At 30.5% G+C, this 26,744-nt stretch carries 31 protein-coding genes; all 31 read right to left on the reverse strand.

The genetic code is table 11. From position 1 onward, the window contains the following. Positions 1-7: 7 nt before the first annotated feature. Positions 8-724 (reverse strand): flagellar hook capping FlgD N-terminal domain-containing protein, encoded by a 717-nt coding sequence (locus tag NNC19_RS00355; protein WP_310936593.1) that lies wholly within the window; start codon positions 722-724, stop codon positions 8-10. Between the two features lie 10 nt (positions 725-734). Then, positions 735-2,213 carry a flagellar hook-length control protein FliK gene (locus NNC19_RS00360; protein WP_310936594.1) on the reverse strand — a complete coding sequence of 493 codons (1,479 nt, stop codon included), beginning with the start codon at positions 2,211-2,213 and terminating at the stop codon, positions 735-737. A gap of 1 nt (position 2,214) precedes the next feature. After that, positions 2,215-2,658, reverse strand: coding sequence for a flagellar export protein FliJ (gene fliJ, locus NNC19_RS00365; RefSeq protein WP_310936595.1), 444 nt, complete (start codon positions 2,656-2,658; stop codon positions 2,215-2,217). 16 nt (positions 2,659-2,674) lie between these two features. Further along, entirely contained in the window at positions 2,675-3,979 is a 1,305-nt protein-coding gene (gene fliI / locus NNC19_RS00370) for a flagellar protein export ATPase FliI (protein WP_396136382.1), read from the reverse strand. A gap of 16 nt (positions 3,980-3,995) precedes the next feature. Further along, positions 3,996-4,721, reverse strand: a complete 726-nt coding sequence (locus tag NNC19_RS00375) for a FliH/SctL family protein (protein WP_310936596.1) — start codon at positions 4,719-4,721, stop codon at positions 3,996-3,998. Between the two features lie 4 nt (positions 4,722-4,725). Then, positions 4,726-5,742: a flagellar motor switch protein FliG gene (gene fliG, locus NNC19_RS00380; RefSeq protein ID WP_310936597.1), complete on the reverse strand. Its 1,017-nt coding sequence runs from the start codon at positions 5,740-5,742 to the stop codon at positions 4,726-4,728. Positions 5,743-5,747: 5 nt separating this feature from the next. After that, complete coding sequence (gene fliF / locus NNC19_RS00385) at positions 5,748-7,319, reverse strand: flagellar basal-body MS-ring/collar protein FliF (protein WP_310936598.1); 1,572 nt, start codon at positions 7,317-7,319, stop codon at positions 5,748-5,750. A 21-nt stretch (positions 7,320-7,340) separates the two neighbouring features. After that, entirely contained in the window at positions 7,341-7,646 is a 306-nt protein-coding gene (fliE, locus tag NNC19_RS00390; RefSeq protein WP_310936599.1) for a flagellar hook-basal body complex protein FliE, read from the reverse strand. 11 nt (positions 7,647-7,657) lie between these two features. After that, entirely contained in the window at positions 7,658-8,062 is a 405-nt protein-coding gene (gene flgC, locus NNC19_RS00395) for a flagellar basal body rod protein FlgC (protein WP_310936600.1), read from the reverse strand. A gap of 5 nt (positions 8,063-8,067) precedes the next feature. Then, on the reverse strand, positions 8,068-8,475 hold the full coding sequence (flgB, locus tag NNC19_RS00400; protein WP_310936601.1) for a flagellar basal body rod protein FlgB: 408 nt from the start codon (positions 8,473-8,475) through the stop codon (positions 8,068-8,070). 244 nt (positions 8,476-8,719) lie between these two features. Further along, positions 8,720-9,619, reverse strand: coding sequence for a flagellin (locus NNC19_RS00405; RefSeq protein WP_310936602.1), 900 nt, complete (start codon positions 9,617-9,619; stop codon positions 8,720-8,722). Between the two features lie 140 nt (positions 9,620-9,759). Next, positions 9,760-11,130 (reverse strand): flagellin, encoded by a 1,371-nt coding sequence (locus NNC19_RS00410; RefSeq protein WP_310936603.1) that lies wholly within the window; start codon positions 11,128-11,130, stop codon positions 9,760-9,762. A gap of 407 nt (positions 11,131-11,537) precedes the next feature. Continuing rightward, positions 11,538-12,620: a flagellin gene (locus NNC19_RS00415; protein ID WP_310936604.1), complete on the reverse strand. Its 1,083-nt coding sequence runs from the start codon at positions 12,618-12,620 to the stop codon at positions 11,538-11,540. A 342-nt stretch (positions 12,621-12,962) separates the two neighbouring features. Then, positions 12,963-13,286, reverse strand: coding sequence for a hypothetical protein (locus NNC19_RS00420; RefSeq protein ID WP_310936605.1), 324 nt, complete (start codon positions 13,284-13,286; stop codon positions 12,963-12,965). Positions 13,287-13,294: 8 nt separating this feature from the next. Then, positions 13,295-14,887, reverse strand: a complete 1,593-nt coding sequence (gene fliD / locus NNC19_RS00425) for a flagellar filament capping protein FliD (RefSeq protein ID WP_310936606.1) — start codon at positions 14,885-14,887, stop codon at positions 13,295-13,297. Between the two features lie 12 nt (positions 14,888-14,899). Further along, positions 14,900-15,283: a flagellar export chaperone FliS gene (gene fliS / locus NNC19_RS00430; RefSeq protein WP_310936607.1), complete on the reverse strand. Its 384-nt coding sequence runs from the start codon at positions 15,281-15,283 to the stop codon at positions 14,900-14,902. Positions 15,284-15,294: 11 nt separating this feature from the next. Beyond that, positions 15,295-15,573 (reverse strand): hypothetical protein, encoded by a 279-nt coding sequence (locus tag NNC19_RS00435; protein WP_310936608.1) that lies wholly within the window; start codon positions 15,571-15,573, stop codon positions 15,295-15,297. 5 nt (positions 15,574-15,578) lie between these two features. Continuing rightward, positions 15,579-15,932: a flagellar protein FlaG gene (locus NNC19_RS00440; RefSeq protein ID WP_310936609.1), complete on the reverse strand. Its 354-nt coding sequence runs from the start codon at positions 15,930-15,932 to the stop codon at positions 15,579-15,581. Positions 15,933-15,943: 11 nt separating this feature from the next. Next, positions 15,944-16,159 (reverse strand): carbon storage regulator CsrA, encoded by a 216-nt coding sequence (gene csrA / locus NNC19_RS00445; protein WP_310936610.1) that lies wholly within the window; start codon positions 16,157-16,159, stop codon positions 15,944-15,946. Positions 16,160-16,162: 3 nt separating this feature from the next. Further along, complete coding sequence (gene fliW, locus NNC19_RS00450; RefSeq protein ID WP_310936611.1) at positions 16,163-16,543, reverse strand: flagellar assembly protein FliW; 381 nt, start codon at positions 16,541-16,543, stop codon at positions 16,163-16,165. 18 nt (positions 16,544-16,561) lie between these two features. Continuing rightward, on the reverse strand, positions 16,562-17,554 hold the full coding sequence (flgL, locus tag NNC19_RS00455; protein WP_310936612.1) for a flagellar hook-associated protein FlgL: 993 nt from the start codon (positions 17,552-17,554) through the stop codon (positions 16,562-16,564). A gap of 27 nt (positions 17,555-17,581) precedes the next feature. Then, positions 17,582-19,411 carry a flagellar hook-associated protein FlgK gene (flgK, locus tag NNC19_RS00460; protein WP_310936613.1) on the reverse strand — a complete coding sequence of 610 codons (1,830 nt, stop codon included), beginning with the start codon at positions 19,409-19,411 and terminating at the stop codon, positions 17,582-17,584. A gap of 11 nt (positions 19,412-19,422) precedes the next feature. Further along, a complete protein-coding gene (gene flgN, locus NNC19_RS00465) occupies positions 19,423-19,833 on the reverse strand; it encodes a flagellar export chaperone FlgN (RefSeq protein ID WP_310936614.1) in 411 nt (136 codons plus the stop codon). Beyond that, on the reverse strand, positions 19,833-20,111 hold the full coding sequence (locus tag NNC19_RS00470; protein WP_310936615.1) for a flagellar biosynthesis anti-sigma factor FlgM: 279 nt from the start codon (positions 20,109-20,111) through the stop codon (positions 19,833-19,835). The genes flgN and NNC19_RS00470 overlap by 1 nt, the downstream gene beginning before the upstream one ends. A gap of 258 nt (positions 20,112-20,369) precedes the next feature. Further along, on the reverse strand, positions 20,370-21,497 hold the full coding sequence (fliY, locus tag NNC19_RS00475) for a flagellar motor switch phosphatase FliY (protein ID WP_310936616.1): 1,128 nt from the start codon (positions 21,495-21,497) through the stop codon (positions 20,370-20,372). Next, positions 21,490-22,485: a flagellar motor switch protein FliM gene (gene fliM / locus NNC19_RS00480; RefSeq protein WP_310936617.1), complete on the reverse strand. Its 996-nt coding sequence runs from the start codon at positions 22,483-22,485 to the stop codon at positions 21,490-21,492. The genes fliY and fliM overlap by 8 nt, the downstream gene beginning before the upstream one ends. 21 nt (positions 22,486-22,506) lie before the next feature. Next, positions 22,507-22,902: a chemotaxis protein CheW gene (locus NNC19_RS00485; protein ID WP_310936618.1), complete on the reverse strand. Its 396-nt coding sequence runs from the start codon at positions 22,900-22,902 to the stop codon at positions 22,507-22,509. Between the two features lie 27 nt (positions 22,903-22,929). Continuing rightward, positions 22,930-23,292: a response regulator gene (locus NNC19_RS00490; RefSeq protein WP_310936619.1), complete on the reverse strand. Its 363-nt coding sequence runs from the start codon at positions 23,290-23,292 to the stop codon at positions 22,930-22,932. Positions 23,293-23,311: 19 nt separating this feature from the next. Next, positions 23,312-23,911 (reverse strand): chemotaxis protein CheC, encoded by a 600-nt coding sequence (locus tag NNC19_RS00495; protein ID WP_310936620.1) that lies wholly within the window; start codon positions 23,909-23,911, stop codon positions 23,312-23,314. A 29-nt stretch (positions 23,912-23,940) separates the two neighbouring features. Continuing rightward, the gene (locus NNC19_RS00500; protein WP_310936621.1) at positions 23,941-25,962 is read right to left on the reverse strand and encodes a chemotaxis protein CheA; all 2,022 of its coding nucleotides are present in this window, start codon (positions 25,960-25,962) and stop codon (positions 23,941-23,943) included. Positions 25,963-25,974: 12 nt separating this feature from the next. Further along, positions 25,975-26,742: a protein-glutamate O-methyltransferase CheR gene (locus NNC19_RS00505; protein ID WP_310936622.1), complete on the reverse strand. Its 768-nt coding sequence runs from the start codon at positions 26,740-26,742 to the stop codon at positions 25,975-25,977. Positions 26,743-26,744 lie beyond the last annotated feature (2 nt).

The raw sequence follows: 26,744 nt of genomic DNA on the forward strand, positions 1-26,744 counted from the left end.
CCCATACTTACTTAGTCGTTGTAGTTGATGTAGAAGTATAATCCCCAACTTTTGCGACTTTCTCATAAGAGTATTCTTTTATTTCTCCAGAATCTAATTGAACTCTAACTTTAATATCACCATTATCTTTAAACACACCTTTTACTGTACCAGCAAGAGCATTTCCACTAGCATCTTTTTCTGAAAGTTCAACCTTTTGATTTATAAAGGATGATGCTAATAAGAAAGACATATTACCATTCATAGTAGTAAGTGGTGGAATTGAATAATCTGGTACATTAACCACACTAATAATATCCTTAATATCAAAGGGCAAATATACATTTTCACCATCTTTGTTAACTTGTAACTGAATCGTTGTATCATTGCCATTCGTATTTACTGCATATACAACTCCTGTGTAGTTATTTCCATCCTTATCAACATCACTAACTGTTACACCTTTTCCTACTAAACTTTCATTTGAATTCTTAGCCAAAGTTGCATTTAAGTTATTCATTTGCTCCATAGATGCAAATTGAGCAAGTTGAGTTACATAAGCTGTTGAATCAACATCTTTTGTAGGATCTTGGTGCCCAAGCTCAGCTGAAAGTATTTTTAAAAATGAACTTTTATCCATTCCTTCGCCTTTTTTCATTATTTTAGTACCTTTTTCAGTTTGAGTAGACGAAGTTTTTGAATAGTTTAACCCAGTTACACTTGAACCTGTACTTGTTGTAGCCATCATTAACCTCCTATGCTAACATATTAATATTGCTTATATCTTCTGCTTCATTCTCAAAAGTTTCATCTTCTAAATAACTTTCTCTAGTAGTGTTTGTCTGACTATTTCCTCTTCTATTTTCTTCTTGAGAAAAATTATTTTGGAATTCACCATCTTTAAAGAATGTAGTATCATCTTCATAAACTCCTATATTAACTTCTTGAATCTTTATGTTTTGATTACTTAAATGATTCTTTATTTCAGCTGTTTGTTGAGATAATAAATTATATGTATCCTTTGCAGAAGCTTTAATACTAAGTTTCATATTTCCATCTTGTTCGATTAACTTAATAGTAATTTCTCCTAAGTTTCCTGGATTAACTTTTACTATCATCTCTTTCATATCACTAGAAGTCATAAATTTAACACTTTTTACAACATCAGCAGCCATATTATTTTTATTAATTACTTGTACATCTTTAATAGCTTCAGTATTAACTTTTGGTGCTGTGTTCATTGTAAACATGGAAAGTTTTGAAGTTTCCTTGTTATCTTCTCCTAAGATAGATTTCAATACTTTCTCATCTTTTGAAAAATTACTATTTGAATCTTTCTTTGATTCATATTCACTACTATTATTTGATTTATCATTTGTTGAGATTTGATTTGTTAAAGTATTAGCTTTTTCAGAAGTATTATTTGTTCCATCTTCATTAGTGACTGTAACATTTTCTTTTGAAATAATTAATTTATTAATGTTATCACTATTTAATACTTCCTTATTTCCATTACTGTTTAGAGCATTAATTTTATCCTTAACTTCGTTTATTAATTCATTTATAAAACTTTTTTCATCTGCAGCATTTATTCCATTAGCATTGCTCATTAAATTAGTATTGTCATCAAGTTTTAATCCTAATTGTTTAAGTAAACTTTCTGATATAGTTAAACTTTTCTGATCAAGCAATTCACCTGCATTTGTTGTATTAAGAAGTTGTAATAAATTATTAATAAGAGTAGCTGGATCTAAATTAGCGTTAGAATTATTATTTATGTTTGCAGTAATATTAGTAACGCTTTCTAAATTGTTTTGATTTAAGTTTAAAGCATTAATTAAACCATCACTAATTGATGAATTAAGTTTATTTATAATATCAACTTTCTCATTCATAGCCATGTTGCTTTCAGTAGCTTGATTTAAAGCATTAACTAGTGCTTGTAAACAAATAAGAATATCATCTTTTGATAGTTTTTCTACCTTTTCATCTGTTTCTTTTGAGTTTTCTACTTGATTATCAGTATTAGATTCGTTATCGTTTTTAGAAATATTTTTTGTATCGTTATTTGCAGTATCATTTTTTTGTGTTTCATTAACCTTCTTCTCTTTTTGAAGATAGTCATTAAACTTATTATCAGTATCTACTGACTTATTTTTTTGTGAATTATTATTCTTAGTAGAAATATCACTAACCTTTTGGATGTCAACATTTAAGTTTAAACTAGTTTGCATCTTATTCACCTCCTTTCAAAGTTCTCATGTAAGCATATAAAGCAAATTCATCAATATCTATCTGCTCTAGCCTATCCTGTTCTTTGATAAAGCTTGAATATTCATTTTCTTTTAAAGTTTCAACAGTTTTTCTTTCTACCTGTCTATCCTTTAAATCTTTTCGTCTAAACTCTAATTCTTTTTCCTTTAAAACAAGTTCATTTTCCTTTACCTTTATTCCACCTTCAAGGGCAAACAGGTAATTTCTCTTAACTTTTTGATATATTACATCTTCACCTGGTTTAATCCCTTTATAACTTTCATAGTTATCTTTCAAGTTGTTTAGTTCATTTTCAACTTTTATCTTATCACTTTGACTTTCAGAAAATAATCTCTTACTTTCTTCTTCTTTTTCCTCTCTTAATTCTAAGAGTTTTTGAAGTCTAAATTTATATTTTTGAGCCATCTTAACACCCCACTACCTAATTAAACATTGTGGTCAAGTTTCCAATACTATCTTCGTAAGTGGCTTTGTCATCTATACCTTGTCTTAAAAACTTTTCTAATGGTTCATTATATCTAATGGCTGTATCAATTTTGGGATTACTTCCTCTTACATACGCCCCTATGTTAATTAAATCTTCAGATTCTTTATATGTAGCTAATAAATCTCTGGCATATGAAGCTGCTTCTTTATGCTCATTTTCTGCTATGGATGACATAAGTCTACTTACACTATTTAGTATATCTATTGCTGGATAATGATTTTTATGGGCTAGCTTTCTTGATAAAACTATATGTCCATCTAAAATACCTCTAACAGCATCTGCTATAGGTTCATTAAAATCATCTCCATCAACTAGAACTGTATAGAAAGCAGTAATTGATCCTTTGTCTGATGTACCTGCTCTCTCCATTAGCTTAGGTAATTTTGCAAAAACTGATGGTGTATATCCCTTTGTTGCTGGTGGTTCCCCTATTGCTAGTCCAACTTCTCTTTGGGCCATAGCAAATCTTGTTACTGAATCCATCATCAAAATTACTTTTTTTCCTTGATCTCTAAAATATTCAGCTATAGCTGTAGCTGTAAGTGCTCCTTTCATTCTTATTAAAGCTGGTTTATCAGATGTAGCACATACTACTACTGATTTTTTCATACCTTCTGGCCCTAAATCTTTTTCTATAAATTCAAGAACCTCTCTTCCTCTTTCTCCAATAAGACTAATTACATTTACATCTGCTCTAGCTTCTCTTGCTATCATTCCAAGGGTTGTACTCTTACCAACACCACTACCTGCAAATATACCAATTCTTTGTCCTTCTCCTACAGTTAAGAACCCATCTATAGCTCTTACCCCTGTTGGCATTACATCTTTTATTCTTATTCTCTTTAATGGATCTGGTGGTTCATTTTCAAGTGGATAATTAACTCCTAAAAGTTCTTCTGCACTATCATAAGGATTTCCAAGTCCATCAAGTATTTTACCTAACAATTTATCTGAACAACTCACCCCAAGAGGCTTATTTTGTGGCACTACTCTACATCCTGCAGAAACTCCAGTAAGCTCCCCTAGTGGCATTAGTATTACATGTTTTTCTTTAAATCCAACAACTTCACAATTAATAGGTTTACCCTGTTGATTATATATTTTACATAACTCTCCTACAAAGGCTTTGATACCTTCAACTTCAATTGTTAACCCAATAACTCTACTAACTACACCTTCTGAGTATATTGTTGTGGTATCTTCTACTTTATCAATTAGTTCTTGAAAGTTAATATCCATTATCTCTCACTCACTCTCACACTATTATGGCTTTCTTTATACTTTCTAAACCAAAATCTATTCCTATTTCTATTTTTCCAGTACTTTTTTCAATAATTGCGTTTCCAGGCTCTATTTCATCACTAGTCAACACAAAAATTTCCCCGGAAATATTATAAGTTGTTTTCCATAATACTATCTTTTCTTTTATATTTTCTTCATGTTCTCCATTACACCTTATAATTATATTTTCTTCACCCTTTGCCATCTCAAAAGCTTCTTCAATTATTTCATTAATTCCGTCACCCATTAATACTTCTCTTTTAAGTATTTTTTCTGAAATTGCCATAGCTAATTGAATTATGTCTGCTTTTTTGTTTTCCATATAATCATTGTAATCCTGGGTTGCCCCTTGAAGAATGTTATGTGCTCTTGCTTTCATCTCCTCAGCCTCTTCTTGAGCCTGAGGAATAATACTTTCTATAGCTTCCTTTTTACCATCTTCATAGCCGTTATTTAAACCTTGTTCATAGCCTCTTTCATAAGCTTCCTTCTCTAAGATTTCTGCCTCTTTTATAGCTTGATAACGTATCTTTTCGCCATTTCTTCTAGCTTCCTCTACAATACTTTTAGCTATATTTTCATAACTAGAAATATATCTTTGCTTATCTTGATCTGTGACATTACTTTCTTCTTTTTTTCGAATATCATATTCAGTAGAAATAACTCTTGATTCACCGCTTAGAACTTGATTTTTTTTCACTAGGTTATACGATGATTGCATCTTCACCACCCCTTGAGATAATTATTTCACCTGCATCATCTAACCTTCTAATTACAGAAACAATTTTTTGTTGAGCTTTTTCAACATCCATAAGTCTTACTGGTCCTAAGAATTCCATATCTTCCTTTAAAGAAGCAGCAGCTCTTTTTGATTGATTTCTGAAAATAGCTTCGCCAACTTCTTCTGAACATCCTTTAAGTGCAAGTGCAAGATCTTTAACATCAGTTTCTCTAAGAATTCTTTGAATAGATATATCATCAAGAGTAATAATATCTTCAAATACGAACATAGAGCTCTTAATTCTATCTGCAAGTTCAGAATCTTCTCTTTCAAGACTTTCTGTAATATTCTTTTCAGTTGTTCTATCAACTTGATTTAGTATTCCAACTAATGTATCTACTCCACCAAGACTTGTCATCTCTGTTCTTACTACAGAAGACAACTTGCTTTCTAGCACTTTTTCTATTTCCTTTATTACCATTGGCGAAGTATCTTTCATAGTAGCTATTCTGAGAGCAACTTCACTTTGTGTCTCTTCTGATAATTCTGCCATTACTTGAGCAGCTTTATCAGGAGGTAAATAACAAAGTATTAGAGCTATTGTTTGAGGATGCTCATATGTAATTGCATTTAACAGTTGATGAGCATCCGCCTTTCTAGCAATGGAAAAAGGTCTGTACTGTTGAGTTGCTTCAGATACCTTTTCAAGTATTTCTCCAGCTCTTTGTGTTCCTAATGCTTTAGAAAGCAGTGTTCTTGCATATTCCATACCACCTTCTAAGACATAATCTCTTGCCTTATTAATTTCTAAAAATTCGCCTAATATATTCTCTCTTTGTTCAGTATTAACAGATGTAATATTTGCTATTTCATAAGTTATTTTCTGAATTTCCGCTTCAGGCAATTTTTTTAAAATATTTGAAGATGCTTCAGGTCCAAGTGTTATGAAAAGTATAGCAGCTTTTTGGATACCAGTTAATTTATTTGATTCTTTAGCCAACTTCATCACCTCTCATTTTCTGCTAACCAAGACTTAATAGTTTCCAATACCTGATCTGGTTTTTCTTTGGCATATTTCTTAATCTCATTTTCGATATGAGCCTGCTTATTTGGAACCTCAAATTCTATTGGGCCATATTGAGCAGTATCTTCTATTGGTAGATTATCATCTATAACAACGTCAAGAGATCTATCTTCCACTTCATCAAATAAGTCTTCTTTCTTTTTCTTTCTTCTTAGTAAAACTATACCTAATATAATTCCTATAAGTACTACACCTGCGATAACCCCTACCATTATAAGTTTATTTCTCTTATCTGTAGCTATTTCTGCATTAAAAGCATCAACTTGAGCTTGAGCTTCATCTTTTGCAGCTGTATCAAAATTCATACCTACAAGAGATATTTCATCACCTCTATTTGCATCTAAACCTATAGCATTTCCAATTGCTTTTTCTAATTGAGTTCTTGTTGCATCATCCAAAGTCCCATCTACAAATACTGATGCAGTTAATCTTTTCACTTCACCAGGAGCACTTATTGTCTCTGTTTGTGTGTTACCACTTTCATAATTTGTAGTTTGAGATTCTTTTGTTGAGGTAGATGTGGAATTGTTACCAGCTATTGTATTACTCATATTATTATCAACTGGACTTTGACTTGTAGTTCCATTTCCTGCATTGTTAGTCTCCTTATTAGTTTGTTGACTAACAATTACTTTATTAGGGTCTACAGCTTTTTCTGTTTTCTTTTTAGAATCAAAGTCTAAATCAACATTTACATTTGCAGAAACTTTACCTTTTCCTACAATTGGTTCTAATTGATTTACTATTTTTTCAGATAATTCTTCTCCTGATTTCTTTTCTAAATCATTTTGTTTCTCTAAAGATTCTGAGGTAACTCCTGTACCATCCCCATTATCTAAATTCTTTGTTAACAAGTTCATGTTACTATCAATAACTTCTATATTTTCTTTAGGCATATTTTCATTACTCATTGAAACCATAGCAACTATCGATTTTACTTGATCTTCTGTTATTTTTTCACCTGGTTTTAGTTTTAATATAACAGCAGCTTTTCCTGCTTGCTTGTCCTTAACAAAAACTGAGTCTTCAGCTGGTGTAATATTAACTTTAGCCGTTTCTACAGGGTCAAGACTTTTTATTGATTTTTCTAGTTCCCCTTGAAGCATTCTAACCTTTTTAATCTTAAATTCTTCATCAGTCATACCAAAAGAACTACTACTATCCATCAATTCATACCCTTGACTTCCTGATGTAAGATCTCCTGATAACTCAAGTCTTAATTCATCAACTTTATCTTTTGGAACTAAAATTGAATTACCTTGTACTTTCATGTCTACTTTATCTTTTTCTAATTTATCTTTCACAGTCTTTGCATCTGCTGAATCTAAATTTGAAAATAATACATCATATTTATTAGCAGATGAAGAAACCACCACACTAACTAGTGCAATAATAGTAGCTACTATAGCAACTACTATTACTATTCTCACTTTTTTACTAAAGGACATAAACTTCGACCAAAGCTTTTTAAACATTTCTGAAAGCTTTTTCATCCATCGCACTCCTTACTTTAATTATAACTGCATTTGATTTATTTCCTTATACGCATCTAATAATTTATTTCTAACTTGTACAGCAAATTGTAATGATAACTTTGCTTCTTCTCCAGAAAGCATTACATCACTAATTTCTACATCATCACCTTTGGCAAATGACTCTCCCATTTTATCTGCTGTAATCTGCTTATCATTTATCTCTTGCAACGATTTTTGAAGGGTACTTGAGAAACTTTCCACTCCATTATTGCCACTTTTTTCAGTTTTTGTATCTTTATTTATTTGAAATATTTCTTCACTTGGTACAAAACTATTTACTCTCATAAATCTATCTCCTATCTACCAATCTCTAATGCTTTCATAAACATACTTTTATTTGCATCCAGTGTATCAGCATTTGCTTCATAAGATCTTGTTGAAGCAATCATATCTGCCATTTCATTTAGAATATTTACATTGGGATAAGCTACATATCCTTCTTCATTAGCATCTGGATTTGATGGATCATATTCATATCTCAAATCTGACTTATCCTCTTCAACTCCTACTGCTTTTACACCAATTGGATTCATTTGTTTATCTAATGCTTCTTGAAAAACAGCTACTTTTCTCCTATATGGTCCCCCGTCTTCAGTTCTAGTAGTAGACGCATTTGCCATATTTGATGTTATTGTATCCATTCTTAATCTTTCAGCTGATAATCCGCTGGCACTAATTCTCATTGCATCAAAGCTACCCATTTTCTTTAATTCCCTCCATTTATAACATATCTAATATTACTTAACTTACCGTTTGCTTGTTGTATTAAAGCATTATATTTAAGTGTATTTGCAGCTTGCTCTGCTTTTTCAACATCTAAATCAACATTGTTTCCATCTTCTCTCATACTAGTACTTTCATCTTTCTCCACAGTAATATTACCCTGTGTATTACTATTAGATAGATGTTTTTCCTCTGTTGCTTTCATCCTCACATTCATCTCATTATTACCTTTGAGATTATCCTCAAAAACAACATTGAATCTTTTATAATCTGCAGTATTAATATTTGCCATATTATTAGCTATAGCTTTACCTCTTATGTTGGAAGCTTGTATCCCTTCCTTAATCAAATTATATGTACTTCCCGCATTTCCTAGTAGATTGATAGCCATATTTATTGCACCTCCCACTGTTTTGTTCTCAAACCCATAATCATCATTTAATATAAACACATAAGTCTATTATAATGCATCATCTTTTAATTTGCCACAAGATTTTACTTAAAAATTATGTTAATTAAACATTTTTTAGTATTCGCTGCATTAATAAGTAGAATTTAATCAGTTTTTTGTTAATTTGAAAAAAATAACGACTCGAAAAACTCCCAATACAAGGATTTCAAGTCGTTATTAGTAATTACACCCTTCTTAATACTGATAATGCATCTTGTGGGAATTTGTTGCTTTGAGCAATAAGTGCAATTCCCGTTTGATTTAATATTTGTGTTCTCGCAAGTTCCGCCATTTCTTTCCCAATATCAGCATCTTTAAGGTTACTATATGCTTTTTCTACAGTGATTGTATTGGATGAAAGCCTATCTGCTGATGATTCATATTTATTTTGAATAGCACCATATTGTGCCCTAATTCCTACAACTGTTTCAACAACATCATTAATTGTAGCAATTGCCTTTTGTGCACCTTCTTCATTAGAAAGATCTATATCTTTTATTTTATTACCATCTTTATCTCCAAGTATTTCAGTTGATACATTAAATGCAGGAATTCTTTGAATATCCTCAGGCAGAGCCCCTGCCATAATTTCATTGTATACTGGAAATTGATTCTCAAAAACATCCTTATTTCCAATAAGTTTAATTCCATTAAACTCAGTATTATTGGCAATATCATTAATGTTTTTTTTCATTTGATCCAATTCAATTTGTATAGCATTTCTATCCTCTGGAGAGTTACTTCCATTAGCAGAGCTAACAGCTAGTTCCTTCATTCTTGATAAAGTATTATTAAGTTCTTGTAACGCTCCATCAGCAGCTTGTATCATAGAAGCACCATCCTGTAAATTTTTTTGAGCTGCCTCTAGGCTTTTAATTTGTATCCTCATACTTTCACTTTGCCCAATTTTATTAGGGTTATCTTTTGCAGAATTAATTTTAACTCCTGAACTTATTCTATTTATTGCTTTTTCATTATTTACTAGGTTCTTTTTATACTTATTAAATAAAGTTAAAGAATTTATATTATGATTTAATCTCATATCATCACCCCATCTTTTACTCTCATTTTTATATATCGTCATTTTTCTCTTAGACTTTAGCCTTTTTTATAATTGAAATTTAAAAATAGAGAATGTTAATTGAAGTTCTTGCAGAATTTCTTAAGTTTATGTAAAAAAAAACAGCAAGGCATTCCTTGCTGTTTTTATTTATTCCTTAATTATTATCTTAATAATTGAAGAACTTGTTGTGGTTGTTGGTTAGCTTGTGCAAGCATAGCTTGTGCAGCTTGAGCAAGAATGTTGTTCTTTGAGTATGTTGCCATTTCCTTAGCCATGTCAACGTCTCTAATTCTTGATTCTGCTGAAGTCATGTTTTCTGAAGCTGTTCCTAAATTAGCTATTGTATGTTCTAGTCTGTTAGTTACAGCACCTAATTTTGATCTTTCAGTAGAAACTGTGTCTATAGCACTTTGAATTGTAGTTATAGCTGCTGTTGCAGTAGCAGAATCAGTAACTTTAATTCCAGAAACTCCTAAAGCTGCAGATCTCATATCAGCTATACCAACATTGATTGTTTGCCCTTCATTTGCTCCGATTTGTAAATTTAGTGTTCCATTACTTTTTACATTTACTGTATTGTCGGTTGATTGTGCTGAAATATCTTTTGTAACTTTTAATTGTAATCCCTTAGCTTTTCCATCTTCTATTGTTATAATATCGCCTTGTGCTGAATATTGTGTTGGAGATGTTGCATTAGTTGTATCAAATTTTACAGTAGCATCTTTTCCATATGTTATTTCTGCTTTAGCTGTTGTATCAGCTAAATCAGTGTTAATAGATGCTGCGCTTCCTACTGCAGTTGTTGTTAATGTTAAATTTCCTTTTGCAGCATCTGATGTTGCAGTTACTCCAAGTCCTGCATTATTTATAGTATCAAGAACGTTTTGAGTAGCTGCTCCTTTTTTAAAACTAAAATTAGTTCCGTTAACAGAAAAACTTAAATCATTTGCTAATTTTCCATCTGCATCAATAGTAGCATCCTTTGATGTAGCAGTTGCAGCTTTTGCAGCTGTTACATCTGTAATTGTTACTGAAGAACCAACAACAGTATCTCCTGTTCCTCCTACTATTGAAACACCCTCTAAGTTTTTCCCTACATCTCCACTTACATTAGCTCCCCCATTAAGAAGCTTCTTAGTATTAAATTCAGTTGTATTACCAATTCTATCAATTTCTGAAGTTAATTGATCTATTTCCTTTTGAATTTGTCCTCTATCGTTAGTGTTTAATGTATCATTTGACCCTTGAACTGCAAGTTCTCTCATTCTTTGAAGAATTGAAGTTGTTTCACTTAAAGCACCTTCAGCAGTTTGCATTAAAGAGATACCATCTTGAGCATTACTTGAAGCTTGATCAAGGCCTCTGATTTGTCCTCTCATTTTTTCTGATATTGCAAGTCCTGCTGCATCGTCTCCAGCTGTATTAATTCTTAGACCTGAAGAAAGTTTTTGCATAGATTTTGAAGCACTATTTGAGTTAATGCTCATGTTTCTTAACGCGTTAGCCGCACCTAAATTGTGATTAATTATCATTTTTTATTCCTCCTTGTATTTAAAAACATCCTTGTATTTTCTTTAAAGTAATTTTCTTTAAAGTAATTTGCTTTAAAGAGTATTTTTACCTTACATTTACATATTCGACCACAATTTGGATTACTTTATACTTTTTTTCTATTTTTATATTACTTTTACAATTAAGAATAATTACCCCTATTAATTTAAAAATTTCGTTTTATTTCCATCAAATATTACTTAATTACTAAATTTATCCTATATTTTTTTTCAAACAAAAAAATAGCAGATTATATCTACTACTTGAAAATTGATTATTTAAAATATTTTATGACATATAATACTTTAAAAGTTTAATCCATAATAAAAATAGTAAAGGACCAGAGAATTTTCTCTGGTCCTTTACTATTTTTATTCTATACTTCAAATTATCTTAATAATTGAAGAACTTGTTGTGGTTGTTGATTAGCTTGTGAAAGCATAGCTTGAGCAGCTTGGTTAAGAATGTTATTCTTTGAGAATTGTGACATTTCTTTAGCCATGTTTACATCTCTCACTCTTGATTCAGCTGATGTTAAGTTTTCTGATGATGTACCTAGATTATTAATTGTATGTTCTAATCTATTTTGGTATGCACCTAGTTTTGATCTTTCTGATGATACTGAATCAATTGCTGTTTGGATTGTTGTAATTGCACTATTTGCTCCTGCTTGTGTACTTACATCCACCGCATTAACTCCTAGACCTGTTGCAGACATATCTGCTATTGATAGTTGTATTTCTTGGTTTTCATTCGCTCCAATGTGGAAGTTTGCAGATCCTGCTGTTACCACTACATCTCCTACTGCAGCATCTGCTGTATATCCTGCATTCGTCTTTAATGTGATACCAAAATCAGAGAAGTTCAGCTCTTGTGCTCCATTTGCATTTGAAATTGTTTGTGTCTTTGCTCCAAATGTCATTGTTAGTTGTCCTGCTGCACCACTTGTTATTGTGTATGTTCCAGCTTTTGCTCCTGAAGTTTCCGCTGTTGCTACACCTGTCTTTGATAATACTGTTGATGTTGCTGCATTTTGATCTACTGCTCCACCTAAGTTACCATTTAATAATTTCTTTGTATTAAACTCTGTATCTGTTGATATCCTTGTTATTTCCGATTTTAATTGTGTTACTTCTTTTTGTATTTCTGCTCTATCATTTACATTGTTTGTATCATTTGATGATTGAACTGCTAATTCTCTCATTCTTTGTAGGATTGAATGAGTTTCATTTAACCCTCCTTCTGCTGTTTGTATCATTGATATTGCATCTTGTGCATTTGATGAAGCTTGATCAAGCCCTCTAATTTGCCCTCTCATTTTTTCTGATATTGCAAGCCCTGCTGCATCATCTCCAGCTCTATTTATTCTAAGTCCTGAAGATAGTTTTTCCATTGATTTCGAAGCATTTGCTTGGTTCATCCCCATCATTCTTGTTGCGTTCATTGCACCCATATTGTGATTAATTATCATTTGTATTTCCTCCTTGATTTTAAAGTGGACATCCTTTTCCACTGAATTTTTTAAGTTCTTAAAATTTACTGTTTTTTATATTTTAAGAGTTATTTTTAATATACATTTTTAGACCTTTTTTCTTTTTTCATTTACTTTCATAACCCTTACAATATATATATCGACTTTTTCACTTTCTACTTTACATCTTTTTTTGTTTTTTTATAATTATTTTAAATTCTTTTTTATATTTCAGTATTCATAAACCTCTTTTAGACAAATAAAATATTCTTCATAGTCCTATCTTTTCTCCATATAAAAGTAAGAACGAAAAAAGATGTGCCTTTTGACACATCTTTTTCTCTAAACTTTTTTAGAAAATAAACTTGTTCTTCTTGTAGCCATAGCATATCCACTATTAGCATTTTTAACTGTTTTTAGTTTATTAATCTGTTCTTTAATTTTCATCTTTTCACTTATTAAAGTTTCTTCAATCTCTTTATCTAACTTATCTAGTCCTTCAGAAAGAAATAATTCTTTTAAATCTTTTTTGCTTACATCAATATATTCTATACTTCTAAGAAGTTTTTCTCTTTCATTTAATATTTCATCTATATTTTCATCAGATTTGATAGCTTGGATTAACTTTAAATCTATTTCCTTATAAGATCTAATAAAATCTTTCATTACATACCTCAACTAAATTGTGAAGTTAAATATGCTTGTTGTGAATTATATTTATTCATGGCAGTTTCTAACTTAGCATATTTACTATAAAGTGCTTGTTCTCTTCTAGTTAAATCAGTCTGCATCTCTTTAATTTTAGTTTCATACTTTGAAATGCTTTTTGATAACTCATTGTTTACAACAGTTGATCCCTCTGATAATCCTGCCTTTTTACTTAAAGATGAACCAGATGAAATAAATTCGCTATTAATGATATCTTTCATTCTTATAAATATACCTGATTTATTATACTGTTCTGTTGTACTTAAATTACTAGAATCCTCTGGAGATGATATAAACAAGTCCATTACCCCTTGTGGATTATTTTGAAGAGCTTCAGTTAAAGCTGCATCATCTTCTATTATTAAAGTTCCATCCTTATTTCCGCCATAATCTTTAGAAAATTTTATTCCTATATTTTTAAGAAGTAAATCACTTCCTTCTATTGGGTCTATTATGCTATTTTTTAATTTATTAGCTATTGTGCTAATATTATTATCTCTTCTCAGTTGACCTGTTTCAACTTTTTCATTCCACAGCTTTACTTCAGTTTCGCTCATTTCTTTCTTTTGATCTGCTGTCAAAGGTTGATAACTTCTGTCTCTTTTATCATTAAGTAATTTATTCATCTTTTCTACAAAAGCATTATAGTCATTAACAAAATTAACTATCTTCTCTTTTATTGCAGTTACATCAGCCTTACCTGTAATTGTTGTCTCCTCAACAACCTTTACACCTGCAGTAGTAGTTTCTTTAGATTTTGAAAAGAAAGAGAATTGTACCCCATCAATAGCAACTGAATTAGTTTTTGAAGTACGGTTTCCAGCTCCATAAGTTATAGTTTCATCTTTTGAATTAGTAATAACCGCTTCTAAATTTGTACCATTATTTTTCGTCTCTGATTGAAGTTGTGTAAAACTCCCACCTGATAGAATCCCAGTTTCTATAGTAAATGTTTGATCATTTCCTGCAGTATTTGTTTCAATTGTAACTGCATTGGTAAACTCAGAATATGTAGCTTTCATATTTAAACTACCTATTGCAGTATTAACTATCTTAGCTAATGAAGCATCATCTGTAGCAGCACTTATATCTACCTCTACGCTTTTTGTTCCATAAGTAAGCTTTAATGCATTAGCATTATCAGTACCATTTGTAAGACTTTTTATATCAGCTAATTTTACAGTAGTATTAGCACCTGTTGCTAATTGTGTAACTTTTACAGTATAATTATCTACCTTTGCTCCACCTAATCCTTTTGCTGTTACTACTCCTGAATTGCTTGAATCAAATGATGCAGATGAGTAATTGGCTGACTTTACCAAGCTATCTGTTTTATTTATATCCAAATACTTACTAAATATTTTATTTCCTTCACTCATTAAATCTCTATAAAGTTTTTGTTTTATCTCAAGTACTTCTTTTTCTTGTATTTGTTTATTTACTTTTGTTTGATAAGGCTGCATTCCACTTTTTACCATAGAATCTACATCTAATCCAGTTGCTAACCCCGTAATTCTATTAGTACTTGAACTACTAGAGCTTGTACTATTTATATTCATTTTTATCTCCCCTTATTTTCCAGCTACTTTAGCCTTATTATATGCCTCATGCCAGATGTCCCTTATATCCTCTATCAAAGGTAATACCTCATCAATTATCTTTACATCTTTTTTTATATTAGCTTCTGATAATTTTTCATTAATAAACTGATACACCATAAATATTTGATTTGCCCATTCTCCTGCATTTCTATCTAGACTTGCCATAAGTTCAAAAAATATTTTTTGTGTCTTAATTAGACATTCATGAGCTTTTGATATATTTTTTTCCTCTATTGCAATTTTTCCTCTCTTTGCAAAGTTAACAGCACCATCTACCAACATTAAAAGCATTTGTTCCTTTGATGCATAATTTACACTATTAGTTTTATAAACACTGTACCCATTAGCGTACATAAAAATCCTCCTTATTTTATCTTATCTATAAATATTCCTGTAGAAGTTCTTCCTGTTTTCTCATCCATTGTAGCTTCAACTTCAAAGTTATTAGTTGCCTTTGTTCCTGTAATGGTTAAATATCTTCTTTTTCTACCTTTGGTGTTTCTATTATTTAATTTTTCTTTATATTCCAGTCTTTTCATTCTATTATCAATAAGCACTTTTTGCTTTTGGTTTACTCTATTATCTTTAGTAGCCTTGTCTATTTCTTTTCTGATGTATATTTCAGTTAAATCTAACTTATACATAGCTACTATGCCTTTTTATCGTAAATTACGCCAGCAAGCTCACACATTTTCGCCACCAAATCAAGAATTTTTTTAGGTGGCACTTCCATAATAGTTTCCTTTGTAGAATCATCAACAATTTTTATCATTACTGTTTTGAATTTATCATGTATTGAATATTCAACATGAGTATGCTCATCTTTTAGAAAATTATTAAGCTTATCAATAGCTTTTTTCAAATCTTCTGGCAAATAATCATTAACTTTTTCTCCTTGAGAAGTTTCCACTCTGACATCCTTGTCGCCTGGAAACTGTATATTTTTTGGAATTTCTGTATTAAGGTTAAAATTCTCTCCTTGACTTATAACCTTCATATTCATTTTTCACACCCCTATTTTTTTATTTTTTTTAATAAACTCAAATCAATTTTGGCTGCTTCTATATTTTCTGATTCAACTTCTTTATATAACTCTTTTCTAAGTATCACCATTTCCTTTGGTGCATTAATTCCTATTTTTACACTACCATCTTCTATCTTTGTTACTGATATTTCAATATCATCACCTATTAAAATCGATTCTCCTAATTTTCGTGTTACAACTAACATTAATTATCGCCCCTTACTTATAGGATGCTTTATCTTATATTTATCATTATCTACAATTATTTGCTCTCCTAAACCATTTTTTAAATTAATAACAATAGGTGCTCTTAAATTAGTAGTAACTTTGTCTAAATCAGAATTTAAAGTAACTGTTGTGCATAATAACACCTCATTTGGTTCTTTTATTTCAAGATTTTTAATTGTATTCTCAGAAAGCTTTATCTCATAATCTTGCATAACTTCAAAAGGAGAAATTACAACCAATCCAAGTCCCTGATTTTCTTTAGATTGTAACACATTAAATGGTTCCAACTCTTCACTCTTTTCTAAAATGTAATTTTTATATTCTTCAAGTCCAGGAATCCCGTTCTTAAATAAAACTTCCATCTACTTCACCTCTTAATTTTATAGATAATCTAATATAGTTTTTGGTAATACTTGCGCATTTACCTGAAGCGCAGCTGTATATGTTGTTTGAGCCATGTTAAATTCAATTGTTTTTTCTGTAAAATCTATATCTTCAGTTTTTGATAATATAGTTGTCATATTTAAATTTTCATCTTCATTTTTACTTTGAGCTGATTCCATTCTATTTTGTTTTGCTCCAACTTCTGATCTTATTTTTAAGATATTTGTTATTACATCATCTAATACTCCTAAATTTTCATTAGTAACTTTTGATCTATCCACAGAATTTTCTGATGATAAATTATTTTGAACATCTGATAAAAGTTTCATAACATCTATACTTTCACCATTTTCATTTTTAAACTTTAAAATCTCCATAGCATTAACATTACACTTCATAGTAACCGATTGAGAAATTTCTACATTTAATGAACCATTTATATTATCTATTTTATTTTGGGTATATGTATCACTGCTGTTTGGGTCTAATTTATTTCCATCTTGATCCACAAACATCATCTCATAATTACCTGTAACAGCATCTTTTTTAGCATCTAATGGTTTAGATGAAACTTTAGTTCCTCCAAATATATATTTCCCATCAAAATTAGTATTTAATACTTGAGTTAATTCTGAAACTCTTTCCTTTATTTCTTCATTAATACTTTTACTCTCATCACTTCCATAAGCCGCATTTCCTGACGAAACCATTAGTTCTCTAAGTCTTTGCATAACATTGGTTGCTTGATATAATGCATCATCTGTTGTATCTAACCAGTTTATTGTATCTTTTATATTAGTATTATACTGTTCATTAGTATTTATATCTGTAGTTAATTGCATACTTCTAGCAGCTTTGAAAGGATCATCTGAAACTTTATTTATCTCTTTTCCTGTTGCTAATTGATTATTAATAGTATCTAAATTTTTCATATTTCTATTCATATCTCTTAAATAATTATTAGCCATCATTCTATTTGTAACCCTCATAAATTTACCTCCTTTACCTTAAAAACTCTACTTTATAAGCCCATTTATTATAACATCAAGCAATTCACTAACTGTTGATATTACTTTTGCATTTGCACTATATGCATGTTGAAATTGTATTAAATTAGTCATTTCTTCATCTATAGATACCCCCGAAATAGAATCTCTACTATTTTCAAGTTCACTAACTGACATTTCCTTATTAGTTACTACTCTATTGGCTTCTTGAACTTGAACACCTAATGTATCTACTGTATCTTTATAATATGATCCAAACTTTGTACCACTTGTATCATTTTGTATTTTCATTCCAAAATTTGATAATACCGCTTTACCCTTTGAAGAATCAAACAAATCACTTCTTGATTTAATATTTATTCCAAAATCTTGTATTCTTACTAAAGAATCTCTAAGTTGTGCAATAGCTAAAGCTCTTGCTCCATCCCCTTCTCCATCTAACTGATTTTCTGAAGTATAACCATAATTGCTATCATGAGTTTTAGTTTTTATCTTCATTACATCATTTATTATCTCTTGATTTATAGTTATATTTTTAGCACTAATTTTACTTTCTCCCTCAAGTGTTGAATCAAGATTAATAATATTTCCGGCATTATCATATTTAGCTACATCTTTATTAACAAAGAAAGGGACCATATCTTTTTCAGGATTTCCACCTATTGCAACTGCATCTGGCATTCCACTATGTACAGCATTTACTGAAAATGCAATTGACATAGCTAATTTATCTAATTGATCCATATAACTTGTTAAGTCTTTTTGAACTGATATATTACCTGATACTTCTCCAGTTGATGGAGCAAAAGTCATAAGCTGTGCCGCTGTAATTATTTCTCCATCTTTAATTGGGAATCCATCAGATTTAGTAGCTTGTCCATTTATATCTCCCCATAGAGTTCTACTGGCTTTTATATCACTAACCTGATTATCTGTTAAGCCTGTAACCTTAATAGTTTGCTTATTATCTTCTGATGTAGTATCTCCAAGTTTATAATATGTAATAACATGTGTATTAGGTTGTGTTGGATCTGCCTCTATTGATGTAACATAAGAAAATCTTGCTGCACTAGAATTAGGAGAAGCATTTATAATATTGCAATTTGCCATATTTCCTGCTTCTGATGGTTTTACATCAACTCCATCAAAGGCCTTCTTATCAACAGTTATACCAAACTTACCACTTAATTCATCTAAAAGTTTATCTCTACTATCCATAAGGTCATTTGGAGATTGTCCTGTTGAATTTACACTTATTATTTGTTCATTAAGCTGATTTATTTGATTTAGCAAACTATTAACATCAGTAACAGATGTTTTAATTTGTTGCTGTGAATTATCTTGTAATTTTTCTAACTGAGTATATGCATGATTAAGTGCATCTGTTAAAGCTTGTGTTTGTTGTCCAACTACTGTTCTAGAATTTGAATTTTGAGGTTGTTTTGATAATTCTTGAAATGAATCAAAAAACTTTCCAATCAAAGTTGATATTCCAGTATCTGATGGTTCATTAAATATGCTTTCTACTTGAGATAGCACCTGACTCCTTATACTGGCATCACCAAGCACACTCTTTTCTCCTCTAACTTGGTAGTCTAAAAAAGTATCTCTCACTCTTGTTATAGCTTCAACCTGTGCCCCTGTACCTATCTGACCTGCTTGAACCACATCCCCTCTGGAGTTCCCCCCCATAGGTCTGCTAGCTACTACATCAGCTCTTTGTCTTGAATATCCAACCGTATTTGAATTGGCAATATTATGAGATGTTACATCGATTGTTCTTTGGCTTACTGATAAACCACTTTTACCTACATTAAATGTAGAAAATAATCCTGACATTATTCATCCTCCTATCTTGATAAAGTACCATAAGAGTTATATGTTTTTATTTCTCTCTTTGGATTTATAATATTAAGAATTTGTGCATTGTAGCTTATTTGCTGCTTTATTAAAAGCTCATTTGTTTCTTTTTGAAGCCTAACCGCTTCAAGCACTTTTTTTATTTCTCTATATGCTAGACTTAGTTCTTTATCATCAGTTCTGTTAATAATGTCTTGTATTTTTTCACTTCCAACAAGCTGTCTTCTATTAACTTCTTGTTGAGCTATTTCTTTATTACTTAATTTAATTTTTTCCACTATAGATTCTAATGCAAACACATCTTTTTTCATAATATAGTTATATTGTTCATCTAATAAGGTCAATAAATCTTCTAATGTCTTTTTTTCCATTAACACTATTTCAGTTAATTTATTTACCATTAAACCCTTCTCCCCTTAATTACATCTATAATACTTTGAGCTGTTAATTTTGCATCTACATTATATGTTCCTTTTTCTATTTTACTTTTAATCTCTGCTATTTTTTTTGTATTATCAATATTTACATCATCAAAAGCATATTCATTCAAACTTTTTCCAATATTAGATATTTCTATTGTATCTTTACTTTTTACTATTTTTTCTTTTTCAACTATTTTATTACTATTTTTATTGTATAAGTTTATAACATTATGAGATCCAATCCCCTTAATATTCATTCTTTTTTCCTCCATGTTTTATGACTATAATCTATTATCGTATGTAAACCTCTTTAGTTTAGTCAATTTTTAAAATTCTTTTAATAAAATCATCCGCAATCAGTAATATAATTATATCAAATATAAAAATTTATAATATTAAAATAGCTTTTTTTTGGAAATATTCTTTATTTTTTTTCATGTTAATAGAGTCATTTAGTGCCATAAAAAGAAATACTGCTATCTTAATCTAATTAAGATAGCAGTATTTCTTAACAATTATTTTAGTGATTTTATTCTTTCAGAACTACTAACAATACTTGTTATTCTAACTCCAAAGTTTTCATCAACAACAACTACTTCTCCATATGCAATTTGCTTGCCATTTACAAGAATTTCAACTGGTTCTTCTGCCAATTTATCTAACTCTATTAAAGAACCTGTTCCAAGATTTAGTATATCTTTTATGCTCTTTCTTGTTCTTCCAAGTACAACTGATATATCAAGAGGTACATCTAAAATCAAGTCAATATTTTGATGTGATCCTGCTCCACTACTCTGTACTAAAGGTTCAAAACTTGCTTGATGCACTTCTACAGGGGCTACAGGTTTCTCAACAATAGGCTTGCTTTGTACTGGTTGTACTTGCTGCACTGGAACATGATTTGTAGGCTGTTCCTGAGCAGAAGCTCTTCCATTGCTCGTTGGCGCCTCTTCTTTTTCTTCAGTTCCCATCATAATTGAACTGATTTTTTTTGCAGTTGCTATTGGTAATATCTGCATTATATTACTATCAACTAAATCTCCAATTGTTAAGTGAAAATTTACTCTTACTATGCTTTCTTCTCCTGGTATTATATCCGATAATTCTTCGTTCTTATCTCTCCACATTCTTGAAACAGGTGGAGATATATCTACCTTTCTTGCAAACATAGTAGCCATTGATGTGGCTGCTGAACCAATCATTTGATTCATTGCTTCTTGTACAGCACTTATCTCTAGTTCTGTTAATTCATGACTCTCAGGTCTTCCATCTCCACCCATCATCAAGTTAGCAATTACTGCAGCATCATCTGTTCTTATAACTAAAATATTTCTTCCTATAATTCCGGTTGTATATTCAACTTCCAATACTATATTAGGTATTTCAAAATGTTCCCGCATTTCATTTAATGTAGTAACAGTTACAACTGGAGTTGTTATATTAACCTGTTGATTAATAATTTGATTAAGAGCTGTTGAAGCAGATCCCATGGAAATATTCCCCACTTCACCTAACAAGTCTTTTTCTATATCGCTTAATCCATCTTCATTTGTAGCTTTATCTTCTTTTGTTGACCCACCTTTACTATTTCCACCACCTAGTAGTGAATCAATCTCATCTTGAGATAAAAATCCATTACTCATTATCGTTCACATCCTTATCTATCATATCTAATACAGCCACTCCAACATTTTTACCTATAACACCAGGTTTTGCATAATAATATTCCTGATCTTCAACGTATACTTTAATAGGATCTTTGTATTTACTATCTAGCTTTATTATATCTCCACTACCTAATTTTAAGAAATCATCAATACTAATGCTAGTTCTTCCAATTTCAGCGGATACACCAATTTCTACAGGATTTAATCCCTTTTCTAATTTCTGTTTAGATTCCTCCATTAACTCTTCATCTTCATTTTGGAACCAATACTGCACTACTAATTTATCTAATACTTTTTCTAAAGATAAATATGGTATGCATAGATTGATAAATGTACTTCGTTTACCCATCTCAACAGAAAATGTTATTAACGCTACAGGTTCATTTGGAGCTAGTGTTTGATTAATAGCAGGATTAGTTTCAATACCCTCAACTTCTGGTGCAACATCTAATATGTCTTCCCATGCTAACTTTAAGTTATCAATCAGTCCTGTTGTGACTTGTAACATTATATTTTTATCAATATCAGAAAATTCTTTCTTTATAGTCGGCCTTTCTCCAGTTCCACCCAATAGAATATCTATGACTTGAAAAGAAAATTGCGGATTTGTTTCAAATTGTATCGTTCCTGTTAAAGGTGGCATTTTAAACAATGTCATAATCGTTGGATTTGGCACAGAGTGTATAAACTCTTCATACGTTATCTGCTCTACAGTTTCTATATTTACCCTAACATTAACCCTTACTTGTGCTGTAAGATAATTTGAAATAATTCTCGCAAAATTGTCATGAATCAACTCAAGTGTTCTTATATGATCTTTTGAAAACTTTTGAGGACTTCTAAAATCATAGACTTTAACCTTGTGCTTTTCTTCGTCCTTGGGTACTTGTTCAGGCTCTAATTCTCCTGTAGATAAGGCAGATAACAATGCATCTATTTCACTCTGGGACAAAACATCTGCCATTCTTTTCCCTCTTTTCTATTTTTAATTTAAAAGTCTGTCTATATCTATAATCGTCAATAGTTTATCTTCATGATTAATAATACCTTTTATGTATGAATTGCTTTGATCACTATTCATCTTTTGTATCATTTTTTCATCAATATCTAGTACTTCTTCAACTTCATCTACAGAAATACCGATTTCTTCATCCTCTACAGTTAGTATTATTATACTATTCTGTTCTTCTGTTGAATTAACTTCTAACAATAAATTTATGTCTACTAACGATTTTATACTTCCTCTTAAGTTTATCAATCCTTTTATATAACCTGGAGCTTTAGGAACTAATGTAATTCCCATCATGTCATTAATACTTTGCACTCTGTCAGTCTCAACTGCAAAATGCTCCTCACCTAGTTTAAATACTACAATTTGCATTTAACTCCCTCCTATACCACATTCCTCTTATGCACCAAGCACTTTATTAATTGCTTCAAGTACTCTATCAGCTTGGAAAGGCTTTACTATAAAATCTTTAGCTCCTGCCTTTATTGCATCCATTACCATAGATTGTTGACCCATAGCTGAACACATAACAACTTTTGCATTTGGATCAAATTCTTTTATTGCCTTTACAGCTTGAATACCATCCATATCTGGCATTGTTATATCCATTGTAACTACATCTGGTTTTTCCTTTTTGTACAACTCAACCGCAATTAACCCATTGCTTGCTTCTCCTACAATTTCAAAATTATTTTTTTCAAGAATATCTTTAATCATCATTCTCATAAACGCTGCGTCATCAACTATTAATACCTTTGCCATATCTTTAATACCTCCAAAATTAATTTAAGCCTATAGTTTTTAATATTTTATCAATTGAACCTGGAACAGGAATATAGAAGAAATGTGCTCCTATATTATCATTATTATCATTTAAGAATATTGTTTCTATATCAAGAATATATTCATCATATTGCCCAGATTCTACAAATGTTGTTGCAAGTATTGCACTTAACATATCATATGTTACTGCTGGAACAGATGCTATTGCACTTAACCCTGTAAATTGTGATATAGCATTCATATATGCTCCTGAAAGAATGTTGCCAAGTTCACACATAACGGAATTTCCTAACTCTGTAAATTCACTTTCTGCACTTCCTGTTAACAAGTCAATAACATTTAATGCAACATCTCTTTCAAATACGATTAATATACTACCTGGTATGTCTCCAAGAACTCGAACAACTATACCTGTTACTTCTTGTTCTCCAACATTTTCTAATAATTTTGTAAACTCAATCATATTTACTGATGGCACAGTCATATCTATCTTTTTACCAAGCATCATAGAAAGAGCAGTTGCTGCATTTCCAGTCCCTATATTAGATACTTCTCTTAAAGCATCCATCTGAATATTAGAAAATTGACTTTGTTCCATATCTTCCTCCTACTTAAATTATATTATAACTATAATAATGCCCCAACATCAAGTATTAATGTAACTAATCCATTACCAAGTATAGTAGCCCCAATATATTCATTAAGAGATTTTAATGTTTTTCCTAATGGTTTTATTACTATTTCTTGTTGCCCTAGTAATGAATCTACTAATAAACCAATAGTTTTATCACCTACATTAACTATTATAACAAATTTTTTATCACTTTCATCTGCTTGAATGTCAAGTCTTTCATTTAATCTAACTAGAGGAATTACATCGTCTCTATAAACTATTACTTCTCTTCCATTAGTTCTCTTTATTTTATCTTCTTTATAATCAATTACTCTATCAATAAATCCAAGAGAAATTGCTAAAGTTTCATTTCCTACATTAACAAGTAACGCCTGTATTATTTGAAGTGTCAATGGTAATTGAATTACAAATGTTGATCCTTTTCCTTCTTCACTAATTACATCAACAGTACCACCTAATGCAGAAATTTTAGTTTTAACAACATCCATTCCTACACCTCTTCCAGAGATATCTGTAACTACTTCATTAGTACTAAATCCTTGGGCAAAGATAAGATTTTTAATATCACTCTCACTTAAGCCTTCAGTGTTTATTCCAACTTTTTCTGCTTTTGCTTTAACCTTTGCTACGTTAATACCTGCACCATCATCAATAACCTTTATAAGTGCTTTTGTACCTTCTTGATAAGCTATAAGCCTAACAGTACCTACAGGATCTTTCCCCGCAGCAATTCTTTCTTCTCTAGATTCTATTCCATGATCAGCTGCATTTCTAAGTAGATGTATAAGTGGTTCTCCAATTTCATCTATTACTGTTCTATCAAGTTCAGTATCAGCACCTTCAATTATAAAGTTTATTTCCTTATTTAACTCTACTGAAACATCTCTAATCATTCTAGGGAATCTATTAAATACAGTATCAAGTGGAAGCATTCTAATCTTCATTACTAAATCTTGAAGATCTGTTGTAGTCCTTCCTACTTGCTCTAATGTTTCTGATAATTCAGGTGACTTATAGTTTAAAACAATTTGTTCTAGTCTAGTTCTATATATTACAAGCTCCGAAACCATATTCATTAACTTATCTATTCTTTCTAAATCCACCCTTACTGATTGATGCGCTTTTTTATGCCCTTCTTTTTTAGCTGGCACTTTTTTAGCTGGAGCTTCTTCTTTTGGCTTTTGCTCTATGTTTTTAGGTTCTACAACTTTTACCTCTTCAACAGGAGCTTCTTGTTTCTGTTCTTCTTCAAAAGCCACAGTTTCAAGAATTACATTTCTAACTTCAGAAATTCCCTCCACTAATGCTTTAATATCCTCTGCACTACTCTTAGTAATTAAGACAAATGCTAAATCTAATTCAAACTCTTCATTCTCAATATCCTGTGTTTCAGGAATAGATTTAACAATCTCTCCAACCTCTTCAAGATCTTTAACAATTAGAAAAGCTCTTGCTGATTTTAGTAGAGTATTTTCGCTTAATGTAATCTTAATCTTAATTGCTTTATAACCTTTTTCTCTAGCTTGCTTTATTACTGATATATCATATTCATTTAATTCTATAATACTTGAATCATCTTTCTTACTTACATTCTCTTCAGCAACTTCTATTTCTTGAACCTCATCATCACTATCACTCGTTTCAGATATATTATTTAAAGATTTCAGTATATCTTCTATATCTATCTTATCATCACTACCATCTTCTATATTGGTAACCATTTTTTCAAGAGTATCCAAACAATCAAATAAAACAGTTACAACTTGTTGTGTTACCTTTAGTTCGCCTTCTCTAAACTTTGATAATACATCTTCCATTTTATGAGTTAATTCTGCAATGTCACTAAATCCCATGGTAGCTGCCATACCTTTTATCGTATGTGCAACCCTAAATATTTCATTTAACTTATCAACATTACTTGGCTCTTGTTCTAAGTCTAGAAGAGATTCATTTAGTGTTTGCAAATTATCCATTGATTCTTCTAAAAACATATTCATATATTGAGATGTGTCCATTATAATTCCTCCTTAAAGTTTTCTATATATAAATGTAGAAGCCTTATCAAATCCGTATTCTTTATAATTATAAATACTCTCTGTAGCCCCTACAAATAGTAATCCACCTTTTTTTAAAGAATTACTAAATTTTTGGTAAATTTGATTTTTTATATCATTATTAAAATAGATAACAACATTTCTACACACAATTAAATCATAATCATTTTCATAATTACCTAATATTAAATCATGCTTTTTAAATGTTACCATTGATTTAATATTATCTTTAATTTTGTATTTTCCATTTTCATTAATGAAATAATCACTTAAATCTTTTTGAGTAACATTTTTAAGTTCAGACTCAACATATTCTCCAACTTTAGCTTTCCCTAATATTGTGTTATCTATATCAGTAGCTATTATATTATGTCTTTTATTTTTACTTACTTTATCTAATATAATTCCTAATGTGTATGGCTCACATCCTATTGAACACGCTGCACTCCATATTTTAAGTTGATTATTTTTAGGCAAAATCTCGTTTGTGAGAATTTTTTCTAACTCTTGAAATAATTCTGGATTTCTAAAAAATTCCGTTACATTTATTGTAATAAAATCCAAAAATCTTTGTTTTTGATCTGCATCTTTTTTTATTAAGGAGGTATATTCATCTAAAGAATGAACACCAACTCTACCCATCAAACTATTTATCCTTCTATGTAACTGTTCAGGTTTATAAGCTGAAAGATCAATACCAAGTTCTCTATGTACCCATTTATGAAATTCATCAAAATTCATAT

Origin of the sequence: Clostridium sp. SHJSY1, assembly GCF_031626875.1 — a bacterium.
Lineage (GTDB): Bacteria > Bacillota > Clostridia > Clostridiales > Clostridiaceae > Clostridium.